The organism is Micromonospora sp. NPDC047738 (genome assembly GCF_040642675.1).
Classification (GTDB): domain Bacteria; phylum Actinomycetota; class Actinomycetes; order Mycobacteriales; family Micromonosporaceae; genus Micromonospora.
The window spans coordinates 348,632-373,900 of sequence record NZ_JBEYSO010000001.1 but is presented as its reverse complement, the minus strand read 5'-3'; the positions used below and the strand labels follow the sequence as shown (position 1 = coordinate 373,900).

General features: G+C 73.9%; 23 protein-coding genes and 1 pseudogene. 13 read left to right on the top strand and 11 right to left on the bottom strand.

The genetic code is table 11. From position 1 onward, the window contains the following. Positions 1–43: 43 nt before the first annotated feature. The 3 genes from ABZ783_RS01700 to ABZ783_RS01690 form a co-directional block, all read right to left on the bottom strand. Positions 44–1,150, bottom strand: coding sequence for a sulfite oxidase (locus ABZ783_RS01700; RefSeq protein ID WP_357433686.1), 1,107 nt, complete (start codon positions 1,148–1,150; stop codon positions 44–46). Next, positions 1,147–1,860, bottom strand: a complete 714-nt coding sequence (locus ABZ783_RS01695) for a class I SAM-dependent methyltransferase (RefSeq protein ID WP_357433684.1) — start codon at positions 1,858–1,860, stop codon at positions 1,147–1,149. Before ABZ783_RS01695 ends, ABZ783_RS01700 begins: the two co-directional genes overlap by 4 nt. 62 nt (positions 1,861–1,922) lie before the next feature. Next, the gene (locus ABZ783_RS01690; protein ID WP_357433682.1) at positions 1,923–2,204 is read right to left on the bottom strand and encodes a hypothetical protein; all 282 of its coding nucleotides are present in this window, start codon (positions 2,202–2,204) and stop codon (positions 1,923–1,925) included. On the opposite strand from ABZ783_RS01690, the pseudogene ABZ783_RS01685 reads away from it, so the two are divergent. Further along, positions 2,110–2,688 (top strand): annotated as a pseudogene (locus ABZ783_RS01685) (M23 family metallopeptidase); the annotation flags it as partial. The gene ABZ783_RS01690 and the pseudogene ABZ783_RS01685 overlap by 95 nt on opposite strands. On the opposite strand, the gene ABZ783_RS01680 reads toward ABZ783_RS01685, so the two are convergent. Together ABZ783_RS01680 and ABZ783_RS01675 are read right to left on the bottom strand one after the other, a co-directional pair. Next, positions 2,689–3,870 (bottom strand): aminotransferase class V-fold PLP-dependent enzyme, encoded by a 1,182-nt coding sequence (locus ABZ783_RS01680; RefSeq protein WP_357433681.1) that lies wholly within the window; start codon positions 3,868–3,870, stop codon positions 2,689–2,691. An 88-nt stretch (positions 3,871–3,958) separates the two neighbouring features. Further along, positions 3,959–5,077: a tyrosine recombinase XerC gene (locus tag ABZ783_RS01675; protein ID WP_357433679.1), complete on the bottom strand. Its 1,119-nt coding sequence runs from the start codon at positions 5,075–5,077 to the stop codon at positions 3,959–3,961. Between the two features lie 591 nt (positions 5,078–5,668). Between ABZ783_RS01675 and ABZ783_RS01670 the strand changes: the two genes are divergently transcribed. Then, positions 5,669–6,010: a hypothetical protein gene (locus tag ABZ783_RS01670; RefSeq protein WP_357433677.1), complete on the top strand. Its 342-nt coding sequence runs from the start codon at positions 5,669–5,671 to the stop codon at positions 6,008–6,010. Between the two features lie 11 nt (positions 6,011–6,021). Here the strand turns inward: ABZ783_RS01670 and ABZ783_RS01665 are convergent, their stop codons facing one another. Genes ABZ783_RS01665 through ABZ783_RS01655 form a run of 3 tightly spaced genes read right to left on the bottom strand, consistent with a single transcriptional unit; the run spans position 6,022 to position 9,130 of the window. Then, complete coding sequence (locus tag ABZ783_RS01665) at positions 6,022–7,233, bottom strand: DNA-processing protein DprA (protein ID WP_357433675.1); 1,212 nt, start codon at positions 7,231–7,233, stop codon at positions 6,022–6,024. Next, on the bottom strand, positions 7,230–8,768 hold the full coding sequence (locus ABZ783_RS01660; RefSeq protein ID WP_357433673.1) for a YifB family Mg chelatase-like AAA ATPase: 1,539 nt from the start codon (positions 8,766–8,768) through the stop codon (positions 7,230–7,232). Before ABZ783_RS01660 ends, ABZ783_RS01665 begins: the two co-directional genes overlap by 4 nt. 2 nt (positions 8,769–8,770) lie before the next feature. Continuing rightward, positions 8,771–9,130: a YraN family protein gene (locus tag ABZ783_RS01655; RefSeq protein WP_357433671.1), complete on the bottom strand. Its 360-nt coding sequence runs from the start codon at positions 9,128–9,130 to the stop codon at positions 8,771–8,773. A 311-nt stretch (positions 9,131–9,441) separates the two neighbouring features. Here ABZ783_RS01655 and ABZ783_RS01650 point away from each other — a divergent pair, with 311 nt between their 5' ends. The 8 genes from ABZ783_RS01650 (at position 9,442) to ABZ783_RS01615 (ending at position 18,287) form a co-directional block, all read left to right on the top strand. After that, positions 9,442–10,428 (top strand): hypothetical protein, encoded by a 987-nt coding sequence (locus ABZ783_RS01650; RefSeq protein ID WP_357433669.1) that lies wholly within the window; start codon positions 9,442–9,444, stop codon positions 10,426–10,428. A 345-nt stretch (positions 10,429–10,773) separates the two neighbouring features. Then, positions 10,774–11,601, top strand: a complete 828-nt coding sequence (gene rpsB / locus ABZ783_RS01645; protein ID WP_073832538.1) for a 30S ribosomal protein S2 — start codon at positions 10,774–10,776, stop codon at positions 11,599–11,601. 135 nt (positions 11,602–11,736) lie between these two features. After that, entirely contained in the window at positions 11,737–12,564 is an 828-nt protein-coding gene (tsf, locus tag ABZ783_RS01640) for a translation elongation factor Ts (protein WP_357433666.1), read from the top strand. 164 nt (positions 12,565–12,728) lie between these two features. Continuing rightward, complete coding sequence (gene pyrH / locus ABZ783_RS01635) at positions 12,729–13,496, top strand: UMP kinase (protein WP_073832711.1); 768 nt, start codon at positions 12,729–12,731, stop codon at positions 13,494–13,496. A gap of 78 nt (positions 13,497–13,574) precedes the next feature. Next, complete coding sequence (gene frr / locus ABZ783_RS01630) at positions 13,575–14,132, top strand: ribosome recycling factor (protein WP_357433664.1); 558 nt, start codon at positions 13,575–13,577, stop codon at positions 14,130–14,132. Between the two features lie 261 nt (positions 14,133–14,393). Next, the gene (locus ABZ783_RS01625) at positions 14,394–15,848 is read left to right on the top strand and encodes a phosphatidate cytidylyltransferase (protein ID WP_357434294.1); all 1,455 of its coding nucleotides are present in this window, start codon (positions 14,394–14,396) and stop codon (positions 15,846–15,848) included. A 104-nt stretch (positions 15,849–15,952) separates the two neighbouring features. Next, on the top strand, positions 15,953–17,101 hold the full coding sequence (gene rlmN / locus ABZ783_RS01620) for a 23S rRNA (adenine(2503)-C(2))-methyltransferase RlmN (RefSeq protein ID WP_357433662.1): 1,149 nt from the start codon (positions 15,953–15,955) through the stop codon (positions 17,099–17,101). Between the two features lie 31 nt (positions 17,102–17,132). Continuing rightward, positions 17,133–18,287: a DivIVA domain-containing protein gene (locus tag ABZ783_RS01615; protein WP_357433660.1), complete on the top strand. Its 1,155-nt coding sequence runs from the start codon at positions 17,133–17,135 to the stop codon at positions 18,285–18,287. 72 nt (positions 18,288–18,359) lie between these two features. Here the strand turns inward: ABZ783_RS01615 and ABZ783_RS01610 are convergent, their stop codons facing one another. Continuing rightward, positions 18,360–18,584 (bottom strand): DUF2631 domain-containing protein, encoded by a 225-nt coding sequence (locus tag ABZ783_RS01610; protein WP_357433658.1) that lies wholly within the window; start codon positions 18,582–18,584, stop codon positions 18,360–18,362. A gap of 89 nt (positions 18,585–18,673) precedes the next feature. On the opposite strand from ABZ783_RS01610, the gene ABZ783_RS01605 reads away from it, so the two are divergent. Both ABZ783_RS01605 and ABZ783_RS01600 read left to right on the top strand, forming a co-directional pair. After that, complete coding sequence (locus tag ABZ783_RS01605) at positions 18,674–18,898, top strand: hypothetical protein (protein ID WP_357433656.1); 225 nt, start codon at positions 18,674–18,676, stop codon at positions 18,896–18,898. 22 nt (positions 18,899–18,920) lie between these two features. After that, positions 18,921–20,501: a Rieske 2Fe-2S domain-containing protein gene (locus ABZ783_RS01600; RefSeq protein WP_357433654.1), complete on the top strand. Its 1,581-nt coding sequence runs from the start codon at positions 18,921–18,923 to the stop codon at positions 20,499–20,501. Between the two features lie 50 nt (positions 20,502–20,551). Here ABZ783_RS01600 and ABZ783_RS01595 read toward each other — a convergent pair whose 3' ends face one another. Together ABZ783_RS01595 and ABZ783_RS01590 are read right to left on the bottom strand one after the other, a co-directional pair. Further along, entirely contained in the window at positions 20,552–22,156 is a 1,605-nt protein-coding gene (locus ABZ783_RS01595; protein ID WP_357433652.1) for an NAD(P)/FAD-dependent oxidoreductase, read from the bottom strand. Positions 22,157–22,247: 91 nt separating this feature from the next. After that, positions 22,248–22,985 (bottom strand): TetR/AcrR family transcriptional regulator, encoded by a 738-nt coding sequence (locus tag ABZ783_RS01590; RefSeq protein ID WP_357433650.1) that lies wholly within the window; start codon positions 22,983–22,985, stop codon positions 22,248–22,250. A gap of 94 nt (positions 22,986–23,079) precedes the next feature. Between ABZ783_RS01590 and ABZ783_RS01585 the strand changes: the two genes are divergently transcribed. Next, positions 23,080–25,254, top strand: coding sequence for an MMPL family transporter (locus ABZ783_RS01585; protein ID WP_357433648.1), 2,175 nt, complete (start codon positions 23,080–23,082; stop codon positions 25,252–25,254). The last annotated feature ends 15 nt before the right edge of the window (positions 25,255–25,269 follow it).

Sequence of the window (25,269 nt, the reverse complement as noted above, 5' to 3'; positions counted from 1 at the left end):
GGGCGGCGGGACGGTCGACTCGCCGCCCGCCGCCGACGGCGGATCACTCCGCCAGCACCACCACCGCGACCCGCTGCACCAGGTTGTTGGCAAAACCACCCCGGTTCCACGGCTGCTCGACCGGCTGGGTACGCCCGGAGGCGTCGGTCGCCCGCGCGCCCAGCACGTAGCGCCCCGGCGTCGGGCGCCACTCGACATGCCACCGCCGCCAGGCCCACTCACCCCCGGTCGGCCCCTCCACGGTCGCCGGCACCCAGGTCGTACCGCCGTCGAAGGTCACCTCCACCGCCGTCACCGGCGCGTACCCCGACCAGGCCCGACCGTCCACGGTGCACGGACCCGGCCGCAGCACCCGGGTACGCGACATGAAGTCCGGGAAGCCCGGCGGCCGGACCAGCGCCCGGGGCTCGATCCGGGTCACCGGCACGCCCGGGTCGTCGGCGTCCTGCCGCAGCCGGTACGCCACGGCGTTCTGGTAGCCGTCGAACGGCTCGGCCAGCACCCGCACGTTCCGCAGCCACTTGACGTGCGCCATGCCGTACCAGCCGGGCACGATCAGCCGCAGCGGCGCGCCGTGCTGGGGCAGCAGGGGAGCACCGTTCATCTCGTACGCGAGCAGCACCTCCTCGCGCAGCGCGTCCGCGACCGGCAGCGCCCGCTGGTAGTCCTGCTCGACGCCGCGCTCCACCCCGTGGTCCGCCCCGGTGAAGACCACATCCACCGCGTCGGCGGCGAGCCCGGCCTCGCGCAGCAGCGGCGCCAGCGGCGTGCCGGTCCACTCCGCGTTGCCCACCGCCTCCACCAGCCACGGCTGGCTGACCGGCCGCGGGTGCAGCAACGCCCGTCCGTTGCCGGCGCACTCCAGGGTGACCCGGTGGGTGACCCGGGGCCGCTCCCGCAGCGCGCCCAGGTCCAGGGTGATTGGCCGCCGCACCGCCCCGTCGACGGTCAGCGTGTGCGCCGCCGGGTCCATGTCCGGGATGTCGTAGTGGATGAGCAGGTAGTGCAGGCCGGCCGGGGTCACGTCGTAGCGGAGCGCCTCCAGCGGGATCCCGTGGTTGCGCGCGGCCAGCTGGAGTTCTTCGGCGCTGATCGCCTCGTCCGGCCCGGCCACCCGGGAGGGGTGGCTGACGTTGTCCACAGTGGTCATCTCGACTCCCTCGGATCGGTCAGGGGATGGGTCGCAGGCGCGGCCTGGCCCACCGAGCGGCCGGACCGGGTCAGCCGCTCGTCGCCGACGAACTCGAACATCCGCACGCCGGTCTCCAGCGGGTCGGGCGTACCGGTGAACCGATGCACGCCCACGCCCACCCCGTCGGCGGGGCTGCTCACCGCGACCGGGGTGAAGCCCGCCTCGGCGAACCAGTCGCAGATGGCGGGCACCAGGTCCGGCTCGCGGCGGTGCCGGGTCCAGAACACCGTGCCGCCGGTGGCGCACAGCGCGGCGCAGTGCCGCACCGTGGCCCGGATGTCGGCGTCGACGATGTTGCCGAAGATGCCGCAGACCAGGACCAGGTCGGCCGGCACGAGATCGGCGTACCGGTCGGTCAGCGCCGCGTCGCCCGCCACCACCTCCACCCCGCGCAGGCCGGCCCCGGCGGCGGCCGCCCGGGCCACCTCGACGTTGCGTGGATCCAGCTCGACCAGGCGGGCGGTGACGTCGTCCCGCCGGGGATGAGCGGCGAGCACCGGGATCAGGTCCCGACCCTGGCCGGCGCAGAGACTGATCACCCGCAGCGGACCGGCCGGCGCGGCGTCCAGCGCGTCCCGGATCCGGCTTCGCAGCTCGGCGAGACGGCGGGACAGCGCCGACCCGGGCTGGTCGTAGTCGGCGTGCCAGGCGTACCAGTCCTTCGTCACGCGGCCAGCATAGGGGCCGTCGATTATCAGATCGGTCCCGTGCACGGGGGGCCGTCCACAGCTCACCAGTCGTCCACAGGCACCGCTCCGGCCGGTCGCGGCGACACCGATCGTGACGGCAGGGTGTCCGGCGTGCCGAAACCGCTGCGCCGGGCCACCGCGGCCCTCGGGCTCCTGCTGCTGGTCGTCCCGGTCGCCGTCCGGCCCCGCCCGGCCGGGGCCGCCACCCGGGCGGCGTCCGTCCCGCTGATGAACCGGGAGTTGCCGCCGCCGACGAGATCGCCCTCACCGACCACTCCGGCGGGCTCGTCCGACCGGATGACGATCCGACCACTGCCGCCCATCCTGCCGGCCGCCGGCCCCGCCGGGGGCCATCGGCCACCGGCCGACCGGGTGCCTCCCGGGCCGTCCGGCGCCGCGCGATTCGGCTGGCCGCTCGCCGGCACCCCCCGACCGGTACGCCGGTTCGACCCGCCGCCGCAGCCGTGGCTGCCCGGCCACCGCGGCGTCGACCTGGCCGCCAGCCCGGGTGCTGAGGTGCGTGCGGCCGGCGCCGGGGTCGTGCTCTTCGCCGGCACGGTGGCCGGGCGGCCCGTGGTCACCGTCGGACACGCCACCGGGTTACGCACCACCTACGAGCCGGTCGACCCCCGCCTGCCGGCCGGCACCCCGGTCAGTGCCGCCACGCCGATCGGCACCCTGCTCGCCGGCCATCCCGGCTGCCCCGCCGAGGCGTGCCTGCACTGGGGGCTGCGCCGGGGCGAGGAGTACCTCGATCCGCTGGCCCTCCTCGGGCTCGGCCCGGTGCGGCTGCTGCCGCTCGACGGCTCAGCCCTGGGCCAGCAGCGTGGGGAGACGAGCGGCCAACCGGTCGTACTCGTCGGGGGTGTTGTAGACCTGGCCGCACAGGCGCAGCCAGCCCTGGCCGTGCCAGGAGGCCACCGAGACCTCGGCGGCCAGCCGTTCCGCGATCCGGGCGCGCAGCTCCCGCGCCGCGTCGATCGTCGGGGCGACGCCGGGCTGCAACGGGACGAGCCGCATGGCGACCGTCGGTCCGCCGGGCTCCGGCAGGTCGGCCGGCGCCACCCCGAGCGCGTCCCCGACCACCCGTTGCCCGTACGCGGCCAGCGCGGCGTTGTGCGCGCGTACCCGGTCCAGGCCCAGAGTGCGCAGGGTGAACAGGCCCGCCGGGGCAGCCAACCAGGCGGTGTAGTCCAGCGTCGCCTGCCACTCGACCCGGGTGGGGAAGCCGGTCTCCTGCTCCCACGAGACGACCAGCGGTTGGATCCGCTCCCGCCACGCCCCGGCCACCACCAGCGCGGCGGTCCCCCGCGGCGCGTACGCCCACTTGTGCAGGTTGCCCACCCAGAAGTCGGCACCGATCGAGGCCACGCTGATCGGCAACATGCCCGGGGCATGCGCCGCGTCGACCAGCACGGGCACCCCGTGCTCCCGGGCCAGCCCGACGATCGCGGCCGTCGGGAATAGCCGGGCGGTGGGCGAGGTGATCTGGTCGACGATGAGCAGCTTGGTCCGGCCCGGACGCAGCCCGGCCCGGACGATCTCCACCACCTCCTCGTCGGAGGCGGTCAGCGGCACCGGCAGGGTCCGGGACACCGCTCCGGTCCGGCGACACTCCCGCTCCACCGAGAAGGCGACCGCCCCGTACCCGTGGTCGGTGGTCACCACCTCGTCGCCGGGCCGGAGGCCGAGTGACTGGAGCACCACCGCCACACCGGTGGTGGCGTTGCCCACCAGCGCGGTGCCGTCCGGGTCGGCGCCGAGGAAGGTGGCCAGGTGCCGCCGGGTGTGCGCGATCCGGTCGACCAGGCCCTGGATGAAGAAGCGCAGCGGGTTGGCCTCCATCTCGTCGCGCAGGCGCTGCTGGGCCCGTTGTACCCCGATCGGCACCGCGCCGAACGACCCGTGGTTGAGATGGCTGACCGACGGATCGAGGGAGAAGAGCAGCCGAGCACCGGGGATCGGCTCGGGCGGCTGCGGGACGGTCATTCGTTGATCGTAGCCCGCCGTGGATCATCAACCCGCCGTTCGCCGCGAGGGCATGCCGCCCTTGCGGCGGCGGGAAGCTTTCCGGCCGTCAGGCCCGCGGGTGCGCCTGCCGGTACGCCGCCCGCAGCCGCTCCACCGACACGTGCGTGTAGATCTGGGTGCTGGCCAGCGAGGAGTGACCGAGCAACTCCTGCACAGCGCGCAGGTCCGCCCCACCCTCCAGCAGATGGGTGGCCGCCGAGTGCCGCAGCCCGTGCGGGGTGGTGCGGGGAAGGCCGGCGGCATCGGCGTACCCGGCGACGATCCGCCGCGCGGTCGTCGGGTTGAGCCGCCCGCCGCGCGCGCCGAGGAGCAGCGCCGCCCCCGAGCCCGGGCCGGCCAGCGCCGGTCGGCCCCGGCTGAGCCAGGCGTCCAACGCGCGCTGCGCCGGCACCCCGTACGGCACGGCGCGCTCCCGGCCGCCCTTGCCCAGCACGCGTACCACCCGGCGGGCGTGGTCGACGTCCGCGACGTCCAGGCCGCACGCCTCGCTGATCCGCACCCCGGTGCCGTAGAGCAGCTCGAGCAGCACCCGGTCACGCAGCAGCGCCGCGTCCTCGCCGCCGGGACCCTCCTGACCGGACGCGGTGCCCTCGGCCGCTCCGCCCCGGCTGTCGCCCGAGGCCCCGCACGCCGACGGACTGGCGCTGGCGGTCGGCCCGTCGCCGGTGGTCGGGCCTTCGGCCGTGGATCGGACGTGCGGGGCGTCCGCCCGGGCGGCGGCCTGGCCGACGGCCCGGACGCGTGGGGCGTCCATCAGGGCGGCGGCCTGGTCGGCCCGCAGGACCGTGGGCAGGTCCCGGCGGGCGCGGGGACTGGCCAGCGGAGCGGCCACGTCGGCAGTGAGCAGGCCGGCCCGGTGGGCCCAGGCACTGAAGGTGCGGGCGGCGGCGGCCCGACGGGCCAGGGAGGTGCGTGCCGCGCCCATCGTCCGCTGCTTCGCCAACCAGCTCCGCAGCACCGCGAGGTCCAGCTCCGACAGGTCGGCGCAGCCCATCCGTCCCGCATGGTCGAGCAGGGACACCAGGTCGGTCACGTACGCCCGCACGGTGTGCGCGGACCGGTTGCGTACCCCGGCCAGATGGTCGGCGAAGGCGTCCACCGCCTCCCGTAGCTGCGGCGGCAGCGCCTCGTGTGCCGCCCTGGTGCCGCGCCGCTCGCCGCTCACCGGCACCTCCGGCCCCAGTTCGGCCTCGCCGCGGGCCCGGTCAGCCGGGACGGCGACGCGTCGGCGTGCCGTGGAAGACTTCCGCGGCCCCGGCGGCCCCTGCTGTCGGCGGACACCGGCTCAGCCTACGGGCGCGACCGCCGGAGAGCAGCCCACGCCGCCCGCCCCGCCGCCGCCCTGCCGGGCCTGCCGGGCCTGCCGACCTGCCGGGCTGCCGACCGGCCGACCTGCCGCCGACCTGTCGGTCCTGCCGACCTGTCGGTCCTGCCGACCTGGGCAGGGCGGCCGGGTGGTTGCCCTGCCCCGGGGCCGCCCGGACGGCGGCGTACGTCGGGCGGGCGGGTTCCAGCCGCAGGTCGGGGTGGCTGACCGGGGCCTGGGCACGGGAAACTGGTCATACGAAGAGGACAGTGGCGGCGCCGGCCAGGCCCTCGAAGGCCGGGCGCGCCGCTGCCGGCAGGTGCCGCCTGCGCCGTGGCGGCCGGGGTGCGCCGTGGCGGGGTGATTCCCCGGCACGGCGGCGCGAAAGGGTGAGCCAGTCGGGACAGGCGTCGATCCGGGCGAGCGACGCGGCCGGGAGAGGAAGCAAGCGTGGGTGTGGATGCCGTGCTCTACCGGGTGGTGCGGGCCGGGCCCGTACGTCACCGGCCGTCGTACGTCGCGTCGGAGGTGGTCGCTGACCCGGACGACGTGCTGCTCGACCTGCTCAAGCGGGCGCGGGGCGGGGGTCGTACGCCGCTGCTGGATCGCGTCGACCCGTTGGGCGAGTCGGTCGTGGACGCCGAGGCGACCCAGCAACTGCTCGCCGAGCTGCGCTGCCTGGCCGAGTTGGCCCGGACGCCCGCAGAGGTCACCCACATCCGCCGGTTGGCGCTGCTCGCGCGGCGTTGCCTGGACCGGCGGGACGTCGAGATCCGATTCGAGGGCGACTGAGACCGGCTCCGTCACGCCGGCGTGTTCGTGGTGCTGGCGGCGGGGCCCGCACCCTTGTCGGGCGGCGCGAGGGCGTAGCCGGCGTCGCGGCGTACCACCAGGGCCAGTTCCTCCAGCATGGACAGCTTCCGCATGGCCGTGCGGAGGTCCACCCCGGCGCGTGCCGCGACGCTCTCCAGGCTGACCGGCTTCCGCCGGGGCAGCACCTCCAGCACCTGGGTCGCCTCGTCGTCGAGCTGATCCCGGAGGCGTTCGGGTGCCCGGGCGGGCGGCGCCAGGTCGTATCCGATCCGTCCCACCTCCTCGAGCACATGCGCGACACCGGTGACCAGCCGGGCCTTGCTGTGCTCGCGCAGCAGCTCGTGCGCGCCGACGGACATCGCCGAGGTGACCGGGCCCGGCACCACCATTCCCGGTCGACCGACCCCGATCGCCCGGTTGAGGGTCTGCGTGGCGCCGCTGCGCGCCGCCGCCTCCACCAGCACCGTCCCCAGCGTGCCGGCCGCGATCACCCGGTTGCGGATGAGGAACCGCGGCCGCAGCGGGTCCGCGCCCGGCATCCACTCGCTGACCAGCAGGCCGGTCTCCGCGATCCGGTCGAAGAGCGCCGCGTTGCCCATCGGGTATGGGCGGTCCACCCCGCAGGCCAGCACGGCGACGGTCCGGCCGCCGGCGGTCAGCGCGCCCCGGTGGGCGGCGGAGTCGATGCCGAAGGCGCCGCCGGAGACCACCGTCCAGTCACGATCGGCCAGCCCGTAGCCGAGCTCGGTGGCCACGTGCGTCCCGTACGGGGTGGCCGCCCGGGCGCCGACGACGGCGACGGACCGGTCCAGTGCCTGCCCTAGGGGCCATGCCCCACGTACCCAGAAGCAGAGCGGTGGCGCGGTCTCCAGGTCGACCCGGCGTTCGGCTCCCGGCAGCAGCAGCCGGCGCAGGTCCGCCACCCGGGCCGGCCACTCGTCGTCCTCGGGGGTGACCACCCGCGCGCCGAGCCGTTCGGTACGCGCCAGGGCCTGCTCCGCCACCGCCCGAGCGTCGTTGCTCGTGGACCGGGCGTCCACGGCGGCCCGGAGCGCCCGGTCCGGTGCCCCGCCGTCCAGGAGCAGGTCCAGCGCGGCGACCGGCCCGAGCTGCTCCACCAGCCGGTGCACCGAGCGGGTGCCCGGTTCGGCGAGCCAGGTCAACGCGACCCGCGCCAGCAGGCGGTCGTCCTTCGAGGTCATGTGCCCTCTCCCGTCCTGAGCTGGATGGCCTCCGCGATGTCCCCGCCGTCCGGCCGGTCCCGCCCGTCCAGGTCGGCGATGGTCCAGGCGAGCCGGATGACGCGGTCGAATCCGCGCGCGGAGAGCGAGCCGGCGTCGAGCCGTTTCCGCAGCTCCCGGGTGTCCCGCTCGGGTAGCCGCCACGGCGCCCGACGCAGGTACGGCCCGGGGATCTCGGCGTTGACCTTGCGACCGACGGCGGCCCACCGGTCGACGGCGGCCCACCGGTCGACGGCGGCCCGGCGGGCGGCGGCCACCCGGGCGGCCACCACCGTGGACGACTCGCTCGGCGGGCCGGTCTCCAGCAGTTCCGCCGCCCGTACGGGCAGCAGCCGGACCTGCACGTCGACCCGGTCGAGCAGGGGCCCGGAGAGCCGGCCCAGGTAGCGCCGTCGGGCCAGCGGAGTGCACTCGCAGTCGGCGTCACCGGACGGCTTCGCGCAGGGGCACGGGTTCGCCGCCAGCACCAGCTGTGTCCGGGCCGGATATTCCGCGCCGCCGCGGGTCCGGGCGACCCGGACCCAGCCGCTCTCCAGGGGCTGGCGCAGTGCCTCCAGCGCCCCCTTGCTGAACTCGGGTGCCTCGTCGAGGAAGAGCACGCCGCGGTGGGCCAGCGATACCGCCCCGGGCCGGGCCAGCCCCGACCCACCGCCGACCAGGGACGGCACCGTGGCCGTGTGGTGCGGCGCCTGGAACGGGGGCCGGCGCAGCAGCCGCCCGCCGGGCGGCAGGAGCCCGGCGATGGAGTGCAGGGCGGTGACCTCCAGGGCGGCGGCGTCGTCGAGCTCCGGCAGGATCGACGGAAGTCGCTCGGCGAGCATCGTCTTGCCGGCCCCGGGCGGCCCGAGCAGCGCCAGGTGGTGCCCGCCAGCGGCGGCCACCTCCAGCGCCCGGCGGCCGAGCCGCTGCCCGGCCACCTCGGCCAGATCGGGGCCCTCGGCGGCGGCGGCCGGCGCGGCGGTCGGTGGTGGGAGCAGCGGCGTACCGTCCCGGACGAAGGCCACCAGCCGGTGCAGGGTGTCGACGGCACGGATCCGGACGCCAGGGATGACCGCCGCCTCGGGAGCGTTACCGATCGGCACCACCACCCGCGGGAAGCCGGCCCGCGCCGCGGCGGCCACCATCGGCAGCACTCCACGCACCGGCCGGACCGTGCCGTCGAGGCCGAGCTCGCCGAGGACCACCGTCCCTTCGAGCGGCAGCAGCGGCAGTTCGCCGGAGCCGCCGAGCACCGCCGCCGCGATGGCCAGGTCGAACGCGGACCCGTACTTCGGCAGGGTGGCCGGGAGCAGGTTGAGGGTGATCCGTCGGTTCGGCCATTTCTGGCCGGAGTTGACGATGGCGGCGCGTACCCGGTCCCGGGCCTCGTGCAGGGCCGTGTCGGGCAGCCCGGAGATCACCACGCCCGGCAGCCCGGGCGCCAGGTCGGCCTCCACCTCCACCACGTGCCCGGTCACCCCGACCAGACCCACGCACAGCACCTTGGCGTAGCTCATGTTCAGAAGGCGCCCTTCAGGTGCTCGACCCGGGCCGGACCGGCGGCGGGAAGCCGGACTTCGAGGACGTCGAAGCGGACCTCCTCGGCGCTGGTGCCGGTCTCGGCCAGCCACCGGGCGGCCAGGCCGCGCAGCCGGCGCGCCTTCGCCGGCACCACCGCCTCGGCCGGGCTGCCGAAGTCGTCGCTCCGGCGGGTCTTCACCTCGCAGAACGCGAGCACCTCGCCCTCCCAGGCGATGACGTCGATCTCCCCGTCGGGGCACCGCCAGTTCCGGGCGACCGGGCGCAGCCCCGCCTCGATCAGGTGCCGGACCGCGCACCGCTCGCCGTACGCGCCGACGGCCTGGTTCCGCTTCGTCATGCCGCCCACGGTGCGCCCACCCCGGGTCGGGAGGCGGGTCCCGGCCGGCCCCCTGTGGACGACGGGGCGCCCTGTGGACGGGCGGACGATCATGCCCGTGCTGTGCTAGCGACCTCACCGGCAGGCCACCGCCAGGCCGCCGGGGAATGGCCGTGGACGGATCAGCCGGCACGATCCACGACTTTTCAGAGCAGTCGCCGATCACTCACCGTGTGCCCCGTTATGAGGCGGTATTAACCGCGCTGACCTGCGGCAATGTCGGGCTGAAGGGCGGTTGGCGGGCGGGATGGCGGTCGCATACCGTGCCGGTCGTGGACGGACGACGGAGCTTTCCCGAAGATCAGCAGGGGCCGCGCTGGAGCGATCCCGGGTACGCCGACCCGGACTGGCGGGCGGCTGGTGAGGCGCGCTACCGCGACGACGACTTCCGGGCCCCCGAGCAGCGTGCCGGCGGCGAGGGCCGGTACGCCGACCCGGCCCGGTTCGGTGCGGCCGAACCGCTGGACGACGACACCGAGAGCTACCGGCGGTCGCGCCGGCTGGACGACTCCGGGGAGATCTCCGGCGAGTTGCCGGGCGGTCGCAGCGGCCGACGGGCGGCCCGCGAGGTCGGCGATCCGCTCGGCGGCGCGTCGCGGGAGAGCGCCGGCGATCCGTTCGGCGGGGTCTCGCGGGAGAGCGGCGGCGAGCCGTTCGGCGGGGTCTCGCGGGAGAGCGGCGGCGAGCCGTTCGGCGGCGACCCACGGCCCGGCCCGCTGGCCGGCTACCCGGTCGTCGAGCCGGCCCGTCCGGCCGAGCCGGCGCACGTGGGCCCGACCCCGATCACCGTCGGGGACCGGCCGGCGCACGGCGCGCCCACGCCGCTGATCGTGGGGGAGCGGCCCGCCGTGCCGGCGCCGGAGGTGGTGACCACTCCGATGCCGCACCCGCTGGAGATGCCGACCGGGCCGATGCCCTCGGTGGCGCCCCGGCTGGACGGGCCACCACCCGGCGACGGGGTCTACCGGACCCGCCGGCCGGCGCTCGCGGTGCTGCTGGCGCTGCTGGTGCTCGCGCTGGAGGTCCCGGCGCTGCGGGTGCTCCTCCGGGGCGTGGTGGGTGACCCGATCTCCACCTCGCACGTCGTGGTCGGCACGTTCCTGGTGGTCGGGCTGCCGATCTTCGGTGCCGGCCTGTACGGGCTGCGGACCGGCGGCCTGGCGCTGGCCGACGGCAGCCGGGGCTGGCTGCGGCCGCCAACGGCGTATCTGACCGTCGGGCTGGTGCTCTTCGTCGCCGCGGCGCTCGCCGCCCGCTGACCACCGCTGCCGTACCCCAGGACCCGGGCATTTCCGGACGGTGGGTGCCTGACGGCAGTCGGCGGCCCACACACTCCCGGAACGTGCGTGGATCATGGATCACCCACCGGGTTCCGCACCCGTGTCCCGTACCCCGGGACCGGTGCACAGGGGGAGGGCGTACACTGGTCGACTGGCGACCGCCTCGCGCGGTCGACCTCGCGTGCCCTCTCCACGGACAGCTTCGTGGGGCGCCGGCCTCCCTGGTCCCGATCTTGGTCGGGCCCGTCACGGCCGACGACCGGGCGCCAGGACGCCCGGCCGCCGGCCGGGCGAGACAACCAGGGATCGCAAGGAGTACCCACCATGGCCGTCGTGACCATGCGCCAGCTGCTGGAGAGCGGTGTCCACTTCGGGCACCAGACCCGGCGGTGGAACCCGAAGATGAAGCGCTTCATCTTCACCGAGCGCAACGGCATCTACATCATCGACCTGCGCCAGACCCTCGACTACATCGAGAAGGCGTACGACTTCGTGCGCAACACCGTCGCCGGTGGCGGCAGCATCCTCTTCGTCGGCACCAAGAAGCAGGCCCAGGAGGCCATCGCCGAGCAGGCGACCCGGGTGGGCCAGCCGTACGTGAACCACCGCTGGCTCGGCGGCATGCTGACCAACTTCCAGACGGTGTACAAGCGGCTCCAGCGGATGAAGGAGCTGGAGGCCCTGGGTGACCTGAGCGGCACTGCCGCCGGTTACACCAAGAAGGAGACCCTGCAGCTCTCCCGCGAGAAGGACAAGCTGACCAAGACCCTCGGTGGTCTGCGGGACATGCAGAAGCTCCCGGCCGCGGTCTGGGTGGTCGACACCAAGAAGGAGCACATCGCCGTCGACGAGGCCCGCAAGCTGGGCATCCCGGTGATCGCCGTGCTCGACACCAACTGCGACCCGGACGAGGTCGACTTCCCGATCCCGGGCAACGACGACGCCATCCGCTCGGCCGAGCTGCTGACCAAGGTCGTCGCCGCCGCCGTCGCCGACGGCCTGATCGCCCGCTCCGGCCGGGGCCGCGGCACCGACGAGAAGCCCGAGCCGGGCCAGGTCGGCGCCGACGAGCCGCTGGCCGAGTGGGAGCGCGAGCTGCTCGAGGAGCCGAAGAAGGGCGACGAGCAGCCGGCGACCGCCGCCGCGGAGTGATCGCGCCGTCGCGTCCCCACCGTCCGATTTCCCGGCCGGTGGGGCGCGGCGGGTACGCCGGGCACATCCGGCCCGGATCCGGGTAACCGGGACCCAGACCATCCCACCGCAGTCTCAAGACCCGAAGAGAGAGTCATGTCCAACTTCACCGCCGCGGACGTCAAGAAGCTCCGCGACCTCACCGGCGCCGGCATGATGGACTGCAAGAAGGCGCTGACCGAGGCGGAGGGCGACTTCGACAAGGCCGTCGAGATCCTGCGCGTCAAGGGCGCCAAGGACGTCGGCAAGCGGGCCGGCCGCACGGCCGCCAACGGCCTCATCGCCCACGCCGGCCAGGCGCTGCTCGAGCTCAACTGCGAGACCGACTTCGTCGCCAAGAACGACGCCTTCATCGCGCTGGCCCAGCAGCTGGTCGAGCACGGTGTCGCCAGCGGCGTCTCCACCGCCGAGGAGCTGCTCGCCAGCACCCTCGACGGCAAGAGCGTCGCCGACCTGGTCCAGGAGCAGTCCGCCAAGATCGGCGAGAAGCTGGTGCTCAACCGCTTCGCCAAGCTCGACGGCACCACCGCGGTCTACCTGCACCGCAAGAGCCAGGACCTGCCGCCGGCCGTGGGTGTGCTGGTGCAGTACGCCGGCAAGACCGACGAGGCCGCCGACGCGGACGCCCGCGGCGTGGCCATGCAGATCGCCGCCATGCGGCCGAGGTACCTGACCCGGGACGAGGTCCCGGCCGACGTCGTCGAGTCCGAGCGGCGGATCGCCGAGCAGACCGCCCGCGAGGAGAACAAGCCCGAGGCGGCGCTGCCGAAGATCGTCGAGGGTCGGGTCAACGCCTTCTTCAAGGACTTCGTCCTGCTGGAGCAGGCGTCGGTCGCCGACAACAAGAAGACGGTGAAGCAGCTGCTGGCCGAGGCCGGCATCGAGGTGACCCGCTTCGTCCGGTTCGAGGTCGGCCAGGCCTGAGCCGCCGCATCGGGCGTATGACGCGCCCGTGCGCAGGGAAACGTCGACGAGGAGGCCGCTGGTGTACGTGACAGGCACCGCGGCCTCCTCGTCGCATAGGGTCGGCAGCGGCAGGTACGCGGGACGCGGCGCACGTGCGGTGCGCGACGGAAGGGGCGGTGCGGATGACGCAGGTTGTGAGTGACCGGAGCCTGGCGGCGGATGATCCGACCGCCCCACCGCCGGGCCGGGCCCGCCGGGTGGTGCTGAAGCTCTCCGGCGAGGTCTTCGGCGGCGGCGCGATCGGTGTCGACCCGGACGTCGTGCAGGGCATCGCCCGGCAGATCGCCACCGTGGTCCGCCGCGGCGTGCAGGTCTCCGTGGTGGTCGGCGGCGGCAACTTCTTCCGCGGTGCGGAGCTGCAGAAGCGTGGCATGGACCGGGCCCGGGCGGACTACATGGGCATGCTCGGCACGGTGATGAACTGCCTGGCCCTCCAGGACTTCCTGGAGAAGGAGGGCATCGAGACCCGGGTGCAGACCGCGATCACCATGGCCCAGGTCGCCGAGCCGTACATCCCGCTGCGGGCGATCCGGCATCTGGAGAAGGGCCGTGTGGTCATCTTCGGCGCCGGCGCCGGCATGCCGTACTTCTCCACCGACACCGTCGCCGCCCAGCGGGCGTTGGAGATTCGCGCCGACGTGGTGCTGATGAGCAAGAACGGCGTGGACGCGGTCTACACCGCGGACCCCCGGATCGACCCGACGGCGAGCAAGCTCGACTCGATCACCTTCTCCGAGGTGCTGCGCCGCAACCTGCGGGTGGCCGACGCCGCGGCGTTCAGCCTCTGCATGGAGAACGGCCTGCCGATGCTGGTCTTCGGCGCCGAGGGCGACGACACCATCGTCCGTGCCGTCAGCGGCGAGAAGATCGGCACCCTGATCACCGCCTGAACGGCCCCGAGCCGGCAGCGGCCCTCCGAACCACAGCAGCACAGCCACGACGAGCAACAGAAGGAGGCGAGGAGACCGGTGATCGACGACACCCTCCTCGAGGCCGAGGAGAAGATGGAGCGTGCCATCGAGCACGCCAAGGAAGAGTTCGGCGGCATCCGCACCGGTCGCGCCAACGCCGCGATGTTCTCCCGGATCGTCATCGACTACTACGGCAGCCCCACCCCGCTGCCGCAGATGGCGTCCATCGCGGTCCCCGAGCCGCGCATGGTGATCATCAAGCCGTACGACAACTCGCAGCTGGGCGCCATGGAGAAGGCGATCCGCGACTCCGACCTCGGCGTGAACCCGAACAACGAGGGCAACCAGCTGCGCATCGTGCTCCCGCAGATGACCGAGGAGCGGCGGCGCGAGATGATCAAGGTGGCCCGGCACAAGGGCGAAGAGGCCAAGGTCGCCGTCCGCAACATCCGCCGCAAGGCCAAGGAGGAGCTGGACCGCCTGGTCAAGGACGGCGAGGTCGGCGAGGACGAGGGCCGGCGCGCCGAGAAGGAGCTGGACGACCTGACCCAGCGTTTCGTCGCCACCGTCGACGAGTTGGTCAAGCACAAGGAGAACGAGCTGCTCGAGGTCTGAGCGGCCCGAGCACCTGCCACGGCACCGGTGTGCCGCCACCCCTACCGGATGGCGGGCCCGGTGCCGTCGCCGTGGTGGGACCATCGTCCGCCGTGCCGGCTCCCTGGGTGCAGTAGGCTCGGCACGATTCCCACCACCGCTGGGTGAACAGCGGGGATCGGCCGGCCGTCGGGCCGGTCAACCGGAACAGTCGCGCGTGTAGGGGATGGTTTTGATCTTGCGTCATGTGGTGGCTCCCGTACCGCTTCCGCTCGGTACGTGATGTCCCACCCCGACCCCTACAGCGCCGCCGAGCCGCGCGGCTGGGACCGGCCGGCCGCGCTGCCGTGGCCGGAGGCCGACGTCGAGCCGGGGCCGTGGCGACGGCCCGGCGCCCCCGAGGCGTACGCGGAGCCGCACGGGCGGCCCCGCCCCGCCGCCGACCCGCACGCCCGTCCGGGCGACGGGTACGACGCGCCCGGCCGCCGGCCGTACGACGAGCGCCCGGGCCCGGACCGCGACGAGCGCGGCTACCGGGACGATCAGCGCTGGCGCGACGGCCAGGAGTGGCGCGACGGGGGCCGGGGCTACCGCGAGCCCGGCCCGGAGGATCCCCGGTACCGGGACGCGGGCCCGCGCAGCCATGGCGAGGACGATCCCGGCGACGGTGACCCGCGCGACCGGGGCCCCGGCGGCCCCCGGGCTGGGCGCCCCGGCGTGCCCTACGACGAGTACCCCACTGCCCAGATCGCCCCGGTACACGACGACGACTCGACCGCCCAGTTCGCCCCGGTACGCGACGAACCGGCTGCCCACCTCGCCGGCCGGGACGAGCCGGAGCCGGAGTCGTCGGCCGGTCGGCGCCCGCGCGGCCGCCGGCGGGCCAGCGCGGACCGGCCTCCGACGGCCCAGCCGTCGTCGGGCCGGGCCGGCCGTAACCTGCCGGCCGCGATCGCCGTCGGGTTGGCTCTCGGCGCGGCGATCGTGGTGCCGCTCTTCTTCTACCTGCCGGCGTTCCTCGCCGTGATCGCCGCGGCGATCGGGATCGGCATCTGGGAGATGGCCCGGGCGGTGCGCCGCAGCGGGGCCCACCCGCCGCTGGTGCCGTTGATCGCCGGCGGCGTGATCACCGTCGGGCTGGCCTGGTTCGCCGGCCCGGACGCGCTGAGTCTCGGCCTGCTGGTCACCGTGCTCGGCACGATGATCTGGCGGTTGGGCGACGGCCCTGGCAACTATCAGCGGGACCTGACCGCGGCCACCCTGATCGCGGTGTACGTGCCGTTCCTCGGCGGCTTCGCCGCGATGCTGGCGGCCGCCCCCGGTGACGGCCACCTGCGGGTGCTGGTCACCCTGGTCGCCGTGGTGCTCTCCGACACCGGCGGGTACGCCGCCGGGGTCGCCTTCGGCAAGCACCCGATGGCCCCGACGATCAGCCCGAAGAAGTCCTGGGAGGGCTTCGGCGGCTCGGTGACCGCGGCTGCGGCGGGCAGCGCCCTGCTGCTCTGGCTGCTCCTCGACGTGGCGCCCTGGTGGGGCGCGCTGTTCGGGGTGGCGATCTCCGGCGCGGCGGTCCTCGGTGACCTCGCCGAGTCGATGATCAAGCGGGATCTCGGGGTCAAGGACATGAGCAACCTGCTCCCCGGGCACGGCGGCCTGATGGACCGGCTCGACTCGATCCTGTTCGCGGTGCCGACGGCCTACCTGCTGCTGGCGATCTTCGTACCGGTGGTGGGCTGAGGGATGAATCACGTGGGTGGGTGCGCATCCGCCAGCCGGTCGGGGTCGATTCGGCCCCTACGGACGGGTGCGCCCCGCTCCGGGCGTGTCAGACTGGACGCGCCATGACGAGTCTCCCCCTGATCTCCGTAGACCCCGACGCCCGCGGCCGCCGACCGGCGATGCCGCCCCGCCACCTCGCCGACCTGGACCTGCCGGGCCGGCAGGCGCTCGTCGCCGAGCTGGGGGAGCCGAAGTTCCGCGCCAAGCAGGTCTCGAACCACTACTTCGGCCGCCTGGTCCGCGACCCCGCGCAGATGACCGACCTGCCGGCGGCCACCCGGGAGCGGCTGGCCACCACGCTGCTGCCCACGCTGCTCACCCCGGTCCGCGAGCTGGCCTGCGACGACGGCGCGACGCGCAAGGCGCTCTGGCGGCTGCACGACGGTTCGCTGGTGGAGAGCGTGCTGATGGGCTACCCGGACCGGGTCACCGTCTGCATCTCCAGCCAGGCCGGCTGCGGCATGGCCTGCCCGTTCTGCGCCACCGGCCAGGCCGGGCTGACCCGAAACCTCTCCACCGCTGAGATCGTCGACCAGGCGGTCTACCTCGCCGGGGTGGCGGCCTCGGGGGCGGTGGCCGGCTCGCCACCGCGCCTGTCGCACGTTGTCTTCATGGGCATGGGCGAGCCGCTGGCCAACTACTCCCGGGTGGTGGCGGCGATCCGCCGGCTGGTGGCGCCGGCCCCGGAGGGGCTCGGCCTGTCCCAGCGGCACATCACCGTCTCCACGGTCGGGCTGGTCCCGGCCATCCGCCGACTGGCCAGCGAAGACCTCGCGGTGACTCTTGCGTTGTCGCTGCACGCCCCCGATGATGAGCTGCGCGACGAACTCGTCCCGGTCAACCAGCGCTGGAAGGTGTCCGAGGTGCTGGACGCGGCGTGGGAATACGCAGCTACGACAGGGCGTCGCGTGTCGATCGAGTACGCGATGATCAAGGACGTGAACGACCAGCCGTGGAGAGCCGATCTGCTCGGACGGCTACTGGCCGGCAAGCTGGCCCACGTGAACCTCATCCCACTCAACCCGACTCCGGGCAGCCGCTGGGACGCCAGCCCGAAGCCGGTCGAGCGGGAGTTCGTCCGGCGGTTGCGCGAAGCCGGGGTGTCGACCACGGTGCGGGACACCCGGGGGCGCGAGATCGACGGTGCGTGTGGGCAGCTCGCCGCCGCCGAGGACAGGGACACCGACCCACCGCGCAAGGCAACGGTGTGACCGGGCGTAGCGAACGAGACCAGGAGACATAGTGGCGAGTCAGGGTCAGCGTTTCCGGCGTAAGGCGCTCCGCCGGGGATACAAGGTTGACGAGGTGGACGCCTTCCTGGACCGGGTGGAGGCGACGCTCGCCGGTCAGCCGGTCGGCGCGCCCGTGGCCTCCCAGGAGGTCCACGACGTCGTCTTCCGGGTCCGGTTCAACGGCTACGACGAGTGGCAGGTCGACCTGCACCTCGACCGGGTGGAGCGGCAGCTGGCCGAGCTGGAGGAACGCGGCGGCGTTCCGGGCGGGCGCGGCGGCGACCCCCGGATGAGCGACCGGCTGGGCCCGCCGATGCGCGACGACCGGGGCCTGTCCCCGGCGCCGCAGCCGCCGCCCCGGCCGATGCCCGCGCAGCCCGGCCCGCCCGACCGCTACGGCAGCCGCTACGACGAGCCGGCCGGCGCCAGCCGCTACGACGACCCCACCGGCGCTGGCCGCTATGACGATCCCATCGGCGGCGGTCGCTACGACGAGCCCACCGGCGCCTTCGCCGGTGGCTACGACGGCCCGCGCGGGTACGACGCGCCGCGTGGCCCGGCCGGCCCGGGACCGATGGGTCCCAACGCCCCGATGGGGCACGGCGGCCCACCCTCCCGCGGCCTGCCCCCGGGCCCCGGCGGTTACGGCCCGGACGAGCGGTTCGACGGTTTCGAGGCCGGCCGGCGCGGTCGCCCCGACATGACCGCCGAGATCCGGATGCCCGACCGGGACCCGCGTGACCCGCGTGGCCGTGGCCCGGCCGGCCCGCCGCACCTGCCTCAGCAGGGCTTCGGGGGTGGCCCGGGCATGTCCGGCCCGCCGATGGCCGGTCCGCCCGTTGCGGGGCCGCCGATGGCCGGTCCGCCTGTCCCGGGGCCGCCGATGGTCGGCCCGCCGATGGCTGGCCCGCCCGGCAGCGATCTCTACCGGGTGGATCAGATCCGGCGCAGCTTCCAGGTCCGCCGCTTCGGCAGCGGCTACGACCCGGATCAGGTCGACCGGTTCTTCGACAGCCTGCTCGGCGGCATGCAGGGCCGCAACCCGATGCCGGTGAACCCGAACGACCTGGACACCCTGCGCTTCGGGCTGGTGCCGGGCGGCTACTTCGAGGCCGAGGTCGACGCCGCCCTCAAGGACGTGCAGGACATCCTGCTCGGCCGCTGATCCGCAGACGACGAGGGCCCGCCCCGGTTGGGGGCGGGCCCTCGGGCGTACCGGTCGAGCGCGAGCGCCGGATCAGGACCGCAGGCCGTTGCGGCGCAGCACCGCGTCGCCGAGCACGATGGCCAGCAGCAGCGCGGCGATCCCGAGCAGCCAGATGTCCTCGACCTTGCCCTCGTGGTTGCCGCAGAGCGCCATGATCACCAACACCACCGCCGACAGCACCGCCGCGATCCGTCCGGACTTGCGGTGTCCGGGCTTGTGCTGATCTGGCGCGGTTACCGGCTCGCTTCCTGCCACTGTCGGTCCTTCCCTCGCGATCGGATCTCCGGTTAGTCTGGCACGCCCCGTGTCGCGCCCGGCGCAGGGTCCGGCCTGATGGGGGACGCGTGACCCGCGAGGACGATCGGGAGCTGCTCAAGGCGGCGTACGAGGCGTGGGACCTGGAGGACTGGGCGGTCGCCGGCGGAGCCGGCGCGCCGGAGCTGGACGGGATCGGTGCGGGGCTGAGCCGCCCGGGCCGTTGGACCTGCCCGCACCAGGGCGGAAGGGCACTACCGGCGTCGCGGGTCGGGGACCACACTGCCTCCGGTAGCGTCGAGACGTACGCCTGATTGCCTTTTGAGGGGGACTACGGTGCGAGTGACCGGTACGGGACATGCCAGCATGCGGATCGACACGGCCGCGGGCAGCATCCTGTGCGACCCGTGGGTCAATCCCGCCTATTTCGCCTCCTGGTTCCCTTTCCCTGACAATTCGCAGCTCGACTGGGAGTCCCTCGGCCAGGTCGACTACCTCTACGTGTCGCACCTGCACCGGGACCACTTCGACGCGAAGCACCTGCGCGACCACATCTCGAAGGACGCCACTGTCCTGCTGCCCGAGTTCCCCACCTCCGAGATGGAGGACGAGCTGCGGGAACTGGGCTTCACCAAGTTCCTCAAGGCGCCGAACGAGCAGGTCGTCGAGCTGCCCGGCGGCCTGAAGATCATGATCCAGGCGCTCACCAGCCCGACCGACGGCCCGATCGGTGACTCCTCGCTCTGGGTCGAGTACGACGGTGTCCGGCTGCTCAACCAGAACGACGCCCGCCCGGCCGACCTGAGCGTCTTCGCCGAGCTGGGCCACGTGCACGCCCATCTGCTGCAGTTCTCCGGCGCGATCTGGTACCCGATGGTCTACGAGCTGCCGCAGGCGGCGAAGACCGCGTTCGGCAAGCAGAAGCGGGATCGGCAGTTCGACCGCACCTGGCGCTACATCGACGACCTGAAGGCCGACCACGTCTTCCCGATCGCCGGCCCGCCCTGCTTCCTCGACGACACGCTGTGGCAGTTCAACGACATCTTCGGCGACGAGGGCAACATCTTCCCCGACCAGTCGGTCTTCCTGGAGGAGTACGCCAAGGTCGGCGGCACCAACGGCATCGTGCTGCTGCCGGGCAGCGTCGCGGAGATCACCACCGAGGGGGCGAGCACCACCCACCCGGTGCCGGTGGCCGAGTTCTTCGCCAACAAGGTGGCCCACCTGGAGGAGATGCGGGAGCGCAAGCGCCCGATCATCGAGGCCGAGAAGCAGTCCTGGCGGCACCCGGAGCTCGACGTGCTCGGCGAGATGAAGCGCCGGATCGAGCCGCTGCTGGACGAGTCGATCTACCTGGCCAAGGGCGTCGGCGGGCCGGTCCGCTTCGACCTGGTCGGCTACGACGGAGAAAGTGTCGAGTCGATCGTGGTGGACTTCCCGGGCAAGGAGGTCCGGCCGTACGCGGACGAGAAGGTCCGTTACCGGTTCCGTACCGAGCGGGCGCTGATCGAGCACCTGCTGCACATCGGCGAGGTGGACTGGGTCAACTCGCTCTTCCTGTCCTGCCGCTTCTCGGCGGCCCGGATCGGCCAGTACAACGAGTTCGTCTACGCGTTCTTCAAGTGCCTGTCCGAGGAGCGCCTCCAGTACGCGGAGGGCTGGTACGACGAGCACGAGCGGGCCGTCGACGCGGAGGACATCACGCTGGACGGCTGGGTGGTCCAGCGGCGCTGCCCGCACCTCAAGGCCGACCTGAGCCGGTTCGGCGTCGTCGACGGCGACCAGCTCACCTGCCAGCTGCACGGCTGGCGGTTCGACATGGCCAGCGGCCGCTGCCTGACCAGCGTCGGCCACAAGATCCGCGCGCACCGCGCCGACGCCGACACCCCGGCCCCGGCCGGCGAGGCGATCAGCTGACCACCGCCCGGCGTTGAGCAGGGGCCTTCCGTGGAAGGCCCCTGCTCGCCTCAGCGGCCGAGGTCGGCGAGGATGCGCTGGGCGGCGTTGTGGCCGGCCGCGCCGATCACGCTGCCGGCCGGGTGGCAGCCGGCGCTGCCCGCGTACACCCCGTCGACGCCGGTGGCGTACGGCATCCGGTCGGTGAACGAGACGGTGTTGTCGACGTGGTGGATGTGGCCGCCGGTGATGCCGAAGTGCGCCTCGATGCCGGGCGGGGGCAGCGGCACCGCATCGGCGATCAGGTCGCCGGTGCCGGAGGCGTACCGCTCGCAGATCGCCACCAGCTTGTCGACGTAGCCGGGCAGCGCCTCGTCCCAGGTGGTGCCGGAAAGCTCGTACGGGACCGACTGCACGAACAGCGCCGAGGAGTGGTGCCCGGCGTCGTCGGCCAGCGACGGGTCGACCGTGGTGTGCAGGTACCACTCGATGGTCGGCTCCTCCGGCAGCCGCCCGGCCTGCACGTCCGCCCACATGGCGCGCAGCGCGGCCATCGGCGACTCGCCGCCCTGCCCGACCAGCGACGACGAGCCGGGCAGCAGGTGGATGGTGGAGCCGAACGGGCTGGGCGCGTCCGCCGGCAGGCAGGAGAACCGGGGCAGGCCGCGCAGCGCCAGGTTGAGCTTGAGCGTGGTGCCGGGACGGCGGACCGCCGCCATTCGCTCGGCCAGCGGCGCCGGGAGCGCGCCGTCGGGCAGCAGCTCCATCAACCGGTACGGGTCACAGGCCCCGAGCACCACCGAGGCGGCCACCTCCCGCCCGTCGGCGAGCACCACACCGGACGCCGCGCCGCCAGCCAGGGTGATCCCGGTGACCGGCGTACCGGTCAGGATGCGAGCGCCGGCGACGCGGGCGGCCTCGGCGAAGGTCCGGGAGACCGTGCCCATGCCGCCCTGGGCGATCATCCAGGTGCCGCCCGAGCCGGGCAGCCGGCACATGTTGTGCACCAGGAAGTTGTGCCCGGTGCCAGGGTCGTCCGGCCCGGCGTTGAGGCCGGAGAGGCCGTCGGTGACCGCGTACATGCTGACCAGCAGCTCGGAGCGGAAGTCGAAGCGGGCCAGGTAGTCGGCGACCGAGCCGCGGACCAGGTCCGCGAAGACCTGCCGGAGCGCCGGGCGGACGTACCGCTCGGCGGTCTCCGCCACCGGCAGCGGCTCGGCCAGCCAGGCCGGCGCCAGGTCCTCGCGGAGCTGGGCCAGCTCGGCCTGGAGCGCGTCGTCGGCGGCCGCGTCGGCGGGGGAGAACATCTCCGCGAGCTGCTGCCGGCTCGCCGCGGCGTCGCTGCCGAAGAGCAGGTACGGCGCGCCGAGCCCGCCCGGGGTGGGCAGGAAGTAGTGCGGGTCGCGGCGCAGCACCGGGATGCTCACGTCGAGCGTGGCGAGCAGCTCCGGCGGCATCAACCCGAGCAGGTAGGAGCCGGTGGAGTGGCGCAGGCCGGGCACCTTCGGGAACGGGCTCTCGGTCCGGGTCGCCCCGCCGATCACCTCGGCCGCCTCCAGCACCAGCACGTCGAGGCCGGCGCGGGCCAGCAGGATCGCCGAGACCAGACCGTTGTGCCCGGAGCCGACCACGACGACGTCGGCGCGGGACGGCAGCTCACCCAGTTGCTCGCTCATGCGGCCACCTCGCTTCGCTCGGCGATCGCCTGAGGCTCCATTGCACTGTGCCGGATGATTCGCTCGCTGCGCTCGCTCATGTCCGGGCAGCCTAGTGGCGCGCGCCTCCCTCGGGGAGGGTGTCGCCGGGTTCGGCTGGGCGGAACTGGAGGAGCTGGCTGATCAGCTCGGTCTCGAAGAGCGCCTCCGGCTCGTCGACCGCCCAGCCGAGGTGGCCGAAGACCTCCATGGCGACCAGGCCGTAGAGGCGGGTCCAGGCGGAGAGGAAGGCGTACGCGATCTCGATCGGCAGCGGGCCGTGGCTGGTCGCCAGCGGGGCGAGGTGCCCACCGAGCCGTTCCTGGAGCAGCTCCGCCGGTGGGGTCGGCAGCCGGCTGCCGCGGGTGAGTTCGACGAACGGGGTGAGGAAGACCGCCCCGAGGCGCGCCCCAGGGTGGTCGGGGTTGTCGCACTGGTCGGCGAACTCGATCACCCCGGGGACCGGGTTGCCGAAGATCAGGGTGAACTCGGCGGGATGGCCGACGGCCCACCGTCGCAGCGCCCGGCACATCTCAAGGAGCTGGCCGGCCGGGTCCGGGCCGGACGCGTCCCGGGCCGCCTCGACCTCCTGGCGCAGCTCGTCGTAGAGGTCGCCGGCGAGCCCGGCGACCAGCGCCTCCAGGCTGGGGAAGTACCGGTAGATCGCCGGGGCGGTCATGCCCATGTCCCGGGCGATCGCCCGCAGCGAGACCGCCTCGATCCCGCCGGTCACCAGCAGCCGCCGGGCCCCGTCCTTGATCTCGGACAGGGTCGCCGTACGCAGGCGTTCCCGCCGGGTGGGTGCGGTCATCCGTCGACCCCCTTGACCGAAGCGAACGCCGTTGACATAGTAAACGCCGTTCACTCAAATGATTCATGCTTACCGGATACGACCTTAACGGTCGGTGAGGGGGAAGGCGATGTTCGCCTGGTGGGGGCGAGTGGTGGTACGCGCCCGGTGGGCGGTGCTGGCCGCCGCCGTGGCACTCGTGGTGCTCGGGTCCACCTGGGGCGCCGGGGTCTTCGGCGAGCTGACCGGGGGTGGGTTCGAGGACCCGGCCAGCGAGACCAGCCGCACCGCCGCGCGGATCACCAGCGAACTGGGCCGGCAGGGCGCCGACGTGGTCGTGCTCTGGTCCAGCGACACCGCCACGGTCGACCAGCCGGCGTTCCGCGATCCGGTCACCGCCACGGTGGCCGGGCTGCGCGGGCGGTCCGCGGTGGCCAGCGTGACCACCTGGTACGACAGCCCGGCCCCGGCGCTGGTCGCCACCGACCGGCGGGCCACCTACGCCCTCGTCCGCCTCACCGGCGCGGACGACGACGCGCGGGCCGCGCAGTTCGAGGCGCTGCGCCCCGCGCTGGACGCCCCCGGGCTGCGCACCGAGGTCGGCGGCGCGGTCGCCTTCCAGCACTACGCCAACACGCAGACCACCGAGGACATCACCCGCGCCGAGACGCTGTCCCTGCCGGTGCTGCTGGTGCTCCTCGTGCTGATCTTCGGCGGACTGGTCGCCGCCACCACTCCGCTGCTCATCGGCGGGCTCGCCATCCTGGGCGCCTTCGTCGCGGTACGCCTGGTGAACCTGTTCACCGACGTGTCGATCTTCGCGATCAACATCATCACGTTGATCGGCCTCGGCATGGCCGTCGACTACGCCCTCTTCGTGGTCAGCCGGTTCCGCGAGGAACTCGCCGCCGGGCACGACACCGGCGAGGCGATCCGCCGCACCATGGCCACCGCCGGCCGGACCGTGCTGGTCTCCGGGCTGACCGTCGCCCTGGCCCTGGCCAGCCTGCTGATCTTCCCGCAGGCCTTCCTCCGCTCGATGGGGCTCGGTGGCGTGGCCGCCGTCCTGGTCGCCATGCTGGCCGCGTTGACCGTGCTGCCGGCCCTGCTCGCGGTGCTCGGCCACCGGATCGACGCGGTGCGCGTACCCCTGCCGAGGTGGCGCGGGGCGCGGCGGGCCGGGCCGGCGGAGGCCGGCGCGGGCGGCGCCTGGGCCCGGATCGCGCGGAGCGTGATGCGCCGCCCGGTGCGTTACCTGGTCGGGGTCGCGCTGGTGCTCGTCGTGCTGGCCACGCCGTTCCTGCGGATCACCTTCGGCGGCTTCGACGAGCGGGTGCTGCCGGCGGACGCCGCGCCCCGGGTGGTCTCCGAACGGATCGCCGCCGAGTTCCCCGGCGGCCAGGTCGCCCCGATCGACCTGCTGGTCTCCGGGGCGCCGGCCGAGGTGGGGCGCGGCTTCGCCGACCGGATCGCGGCGGTGCCGGGGGTGACCGGGGTGCAGGTCGCCGCCCAGCGTGGGGAGAGCACGCTGCTCTCGGTGAGTTACCCCGGCGAACCGACCGGCGACACCGCGCAGCGGGTGGTCCGCGACCTGCGCGACCTGCCCGGCCCGGCCGGGGCCGAGGTGCTGGTCGGTGGGCGGCCCGGCGCCGACCGGGACCTGCTGGACAGCCTCGGTGACCGGCTGCCCTGGATGGCACTGCTGATGGCCGCCGCCACGCTGGTGCTGCTCTTCCTCGCCTTCGGCTCGGTGGTGCTGCCGGTCAAGGCGGTGCTGATGAACCTGCTCTCGATCGGCGCGTCGTTCGGCGTGGTGGTCTGGATCTTCCAGGACGGCCACCTGGCCGGCCTGCTCGGCTTCACCCCGACCGGCTTCATCGAGCCGAGCAACCCGATCCTCATGCTCGCGGTGCTCTTCGGGCTGGCCACCGACTACGAGGTGTTCCTACTGTCCCGGGTCCGGGAGGAGTGGGACCGCACCGGCGACAACACCGCCGCGGTGGCCGGCGGCCTCCAGCGCACCGGGCGGATCATCACCGCCGCCGCGCTGCTGCTGATCATCGTGGTGGCCGGCTTCACCACCGGCGGCATGTCATACATCAAGCTCATCGGGGTCGGCATGATCGTCGCGATCGTGGTCGACGCGACCCTGGTCCGGGCCCTGCTGGTGCCGGCGACCATGCGCCTGCTCGGCCGCTGGAACTGGTGGGCCCCCGGCCCGCTGGCCCGCGTCCACCGCCGCTACGGCATCCGCGAGTCCGAGCCGGCCCCTCCCGTCCCAGTCCCCTGACCCGCGCGCGTCCGA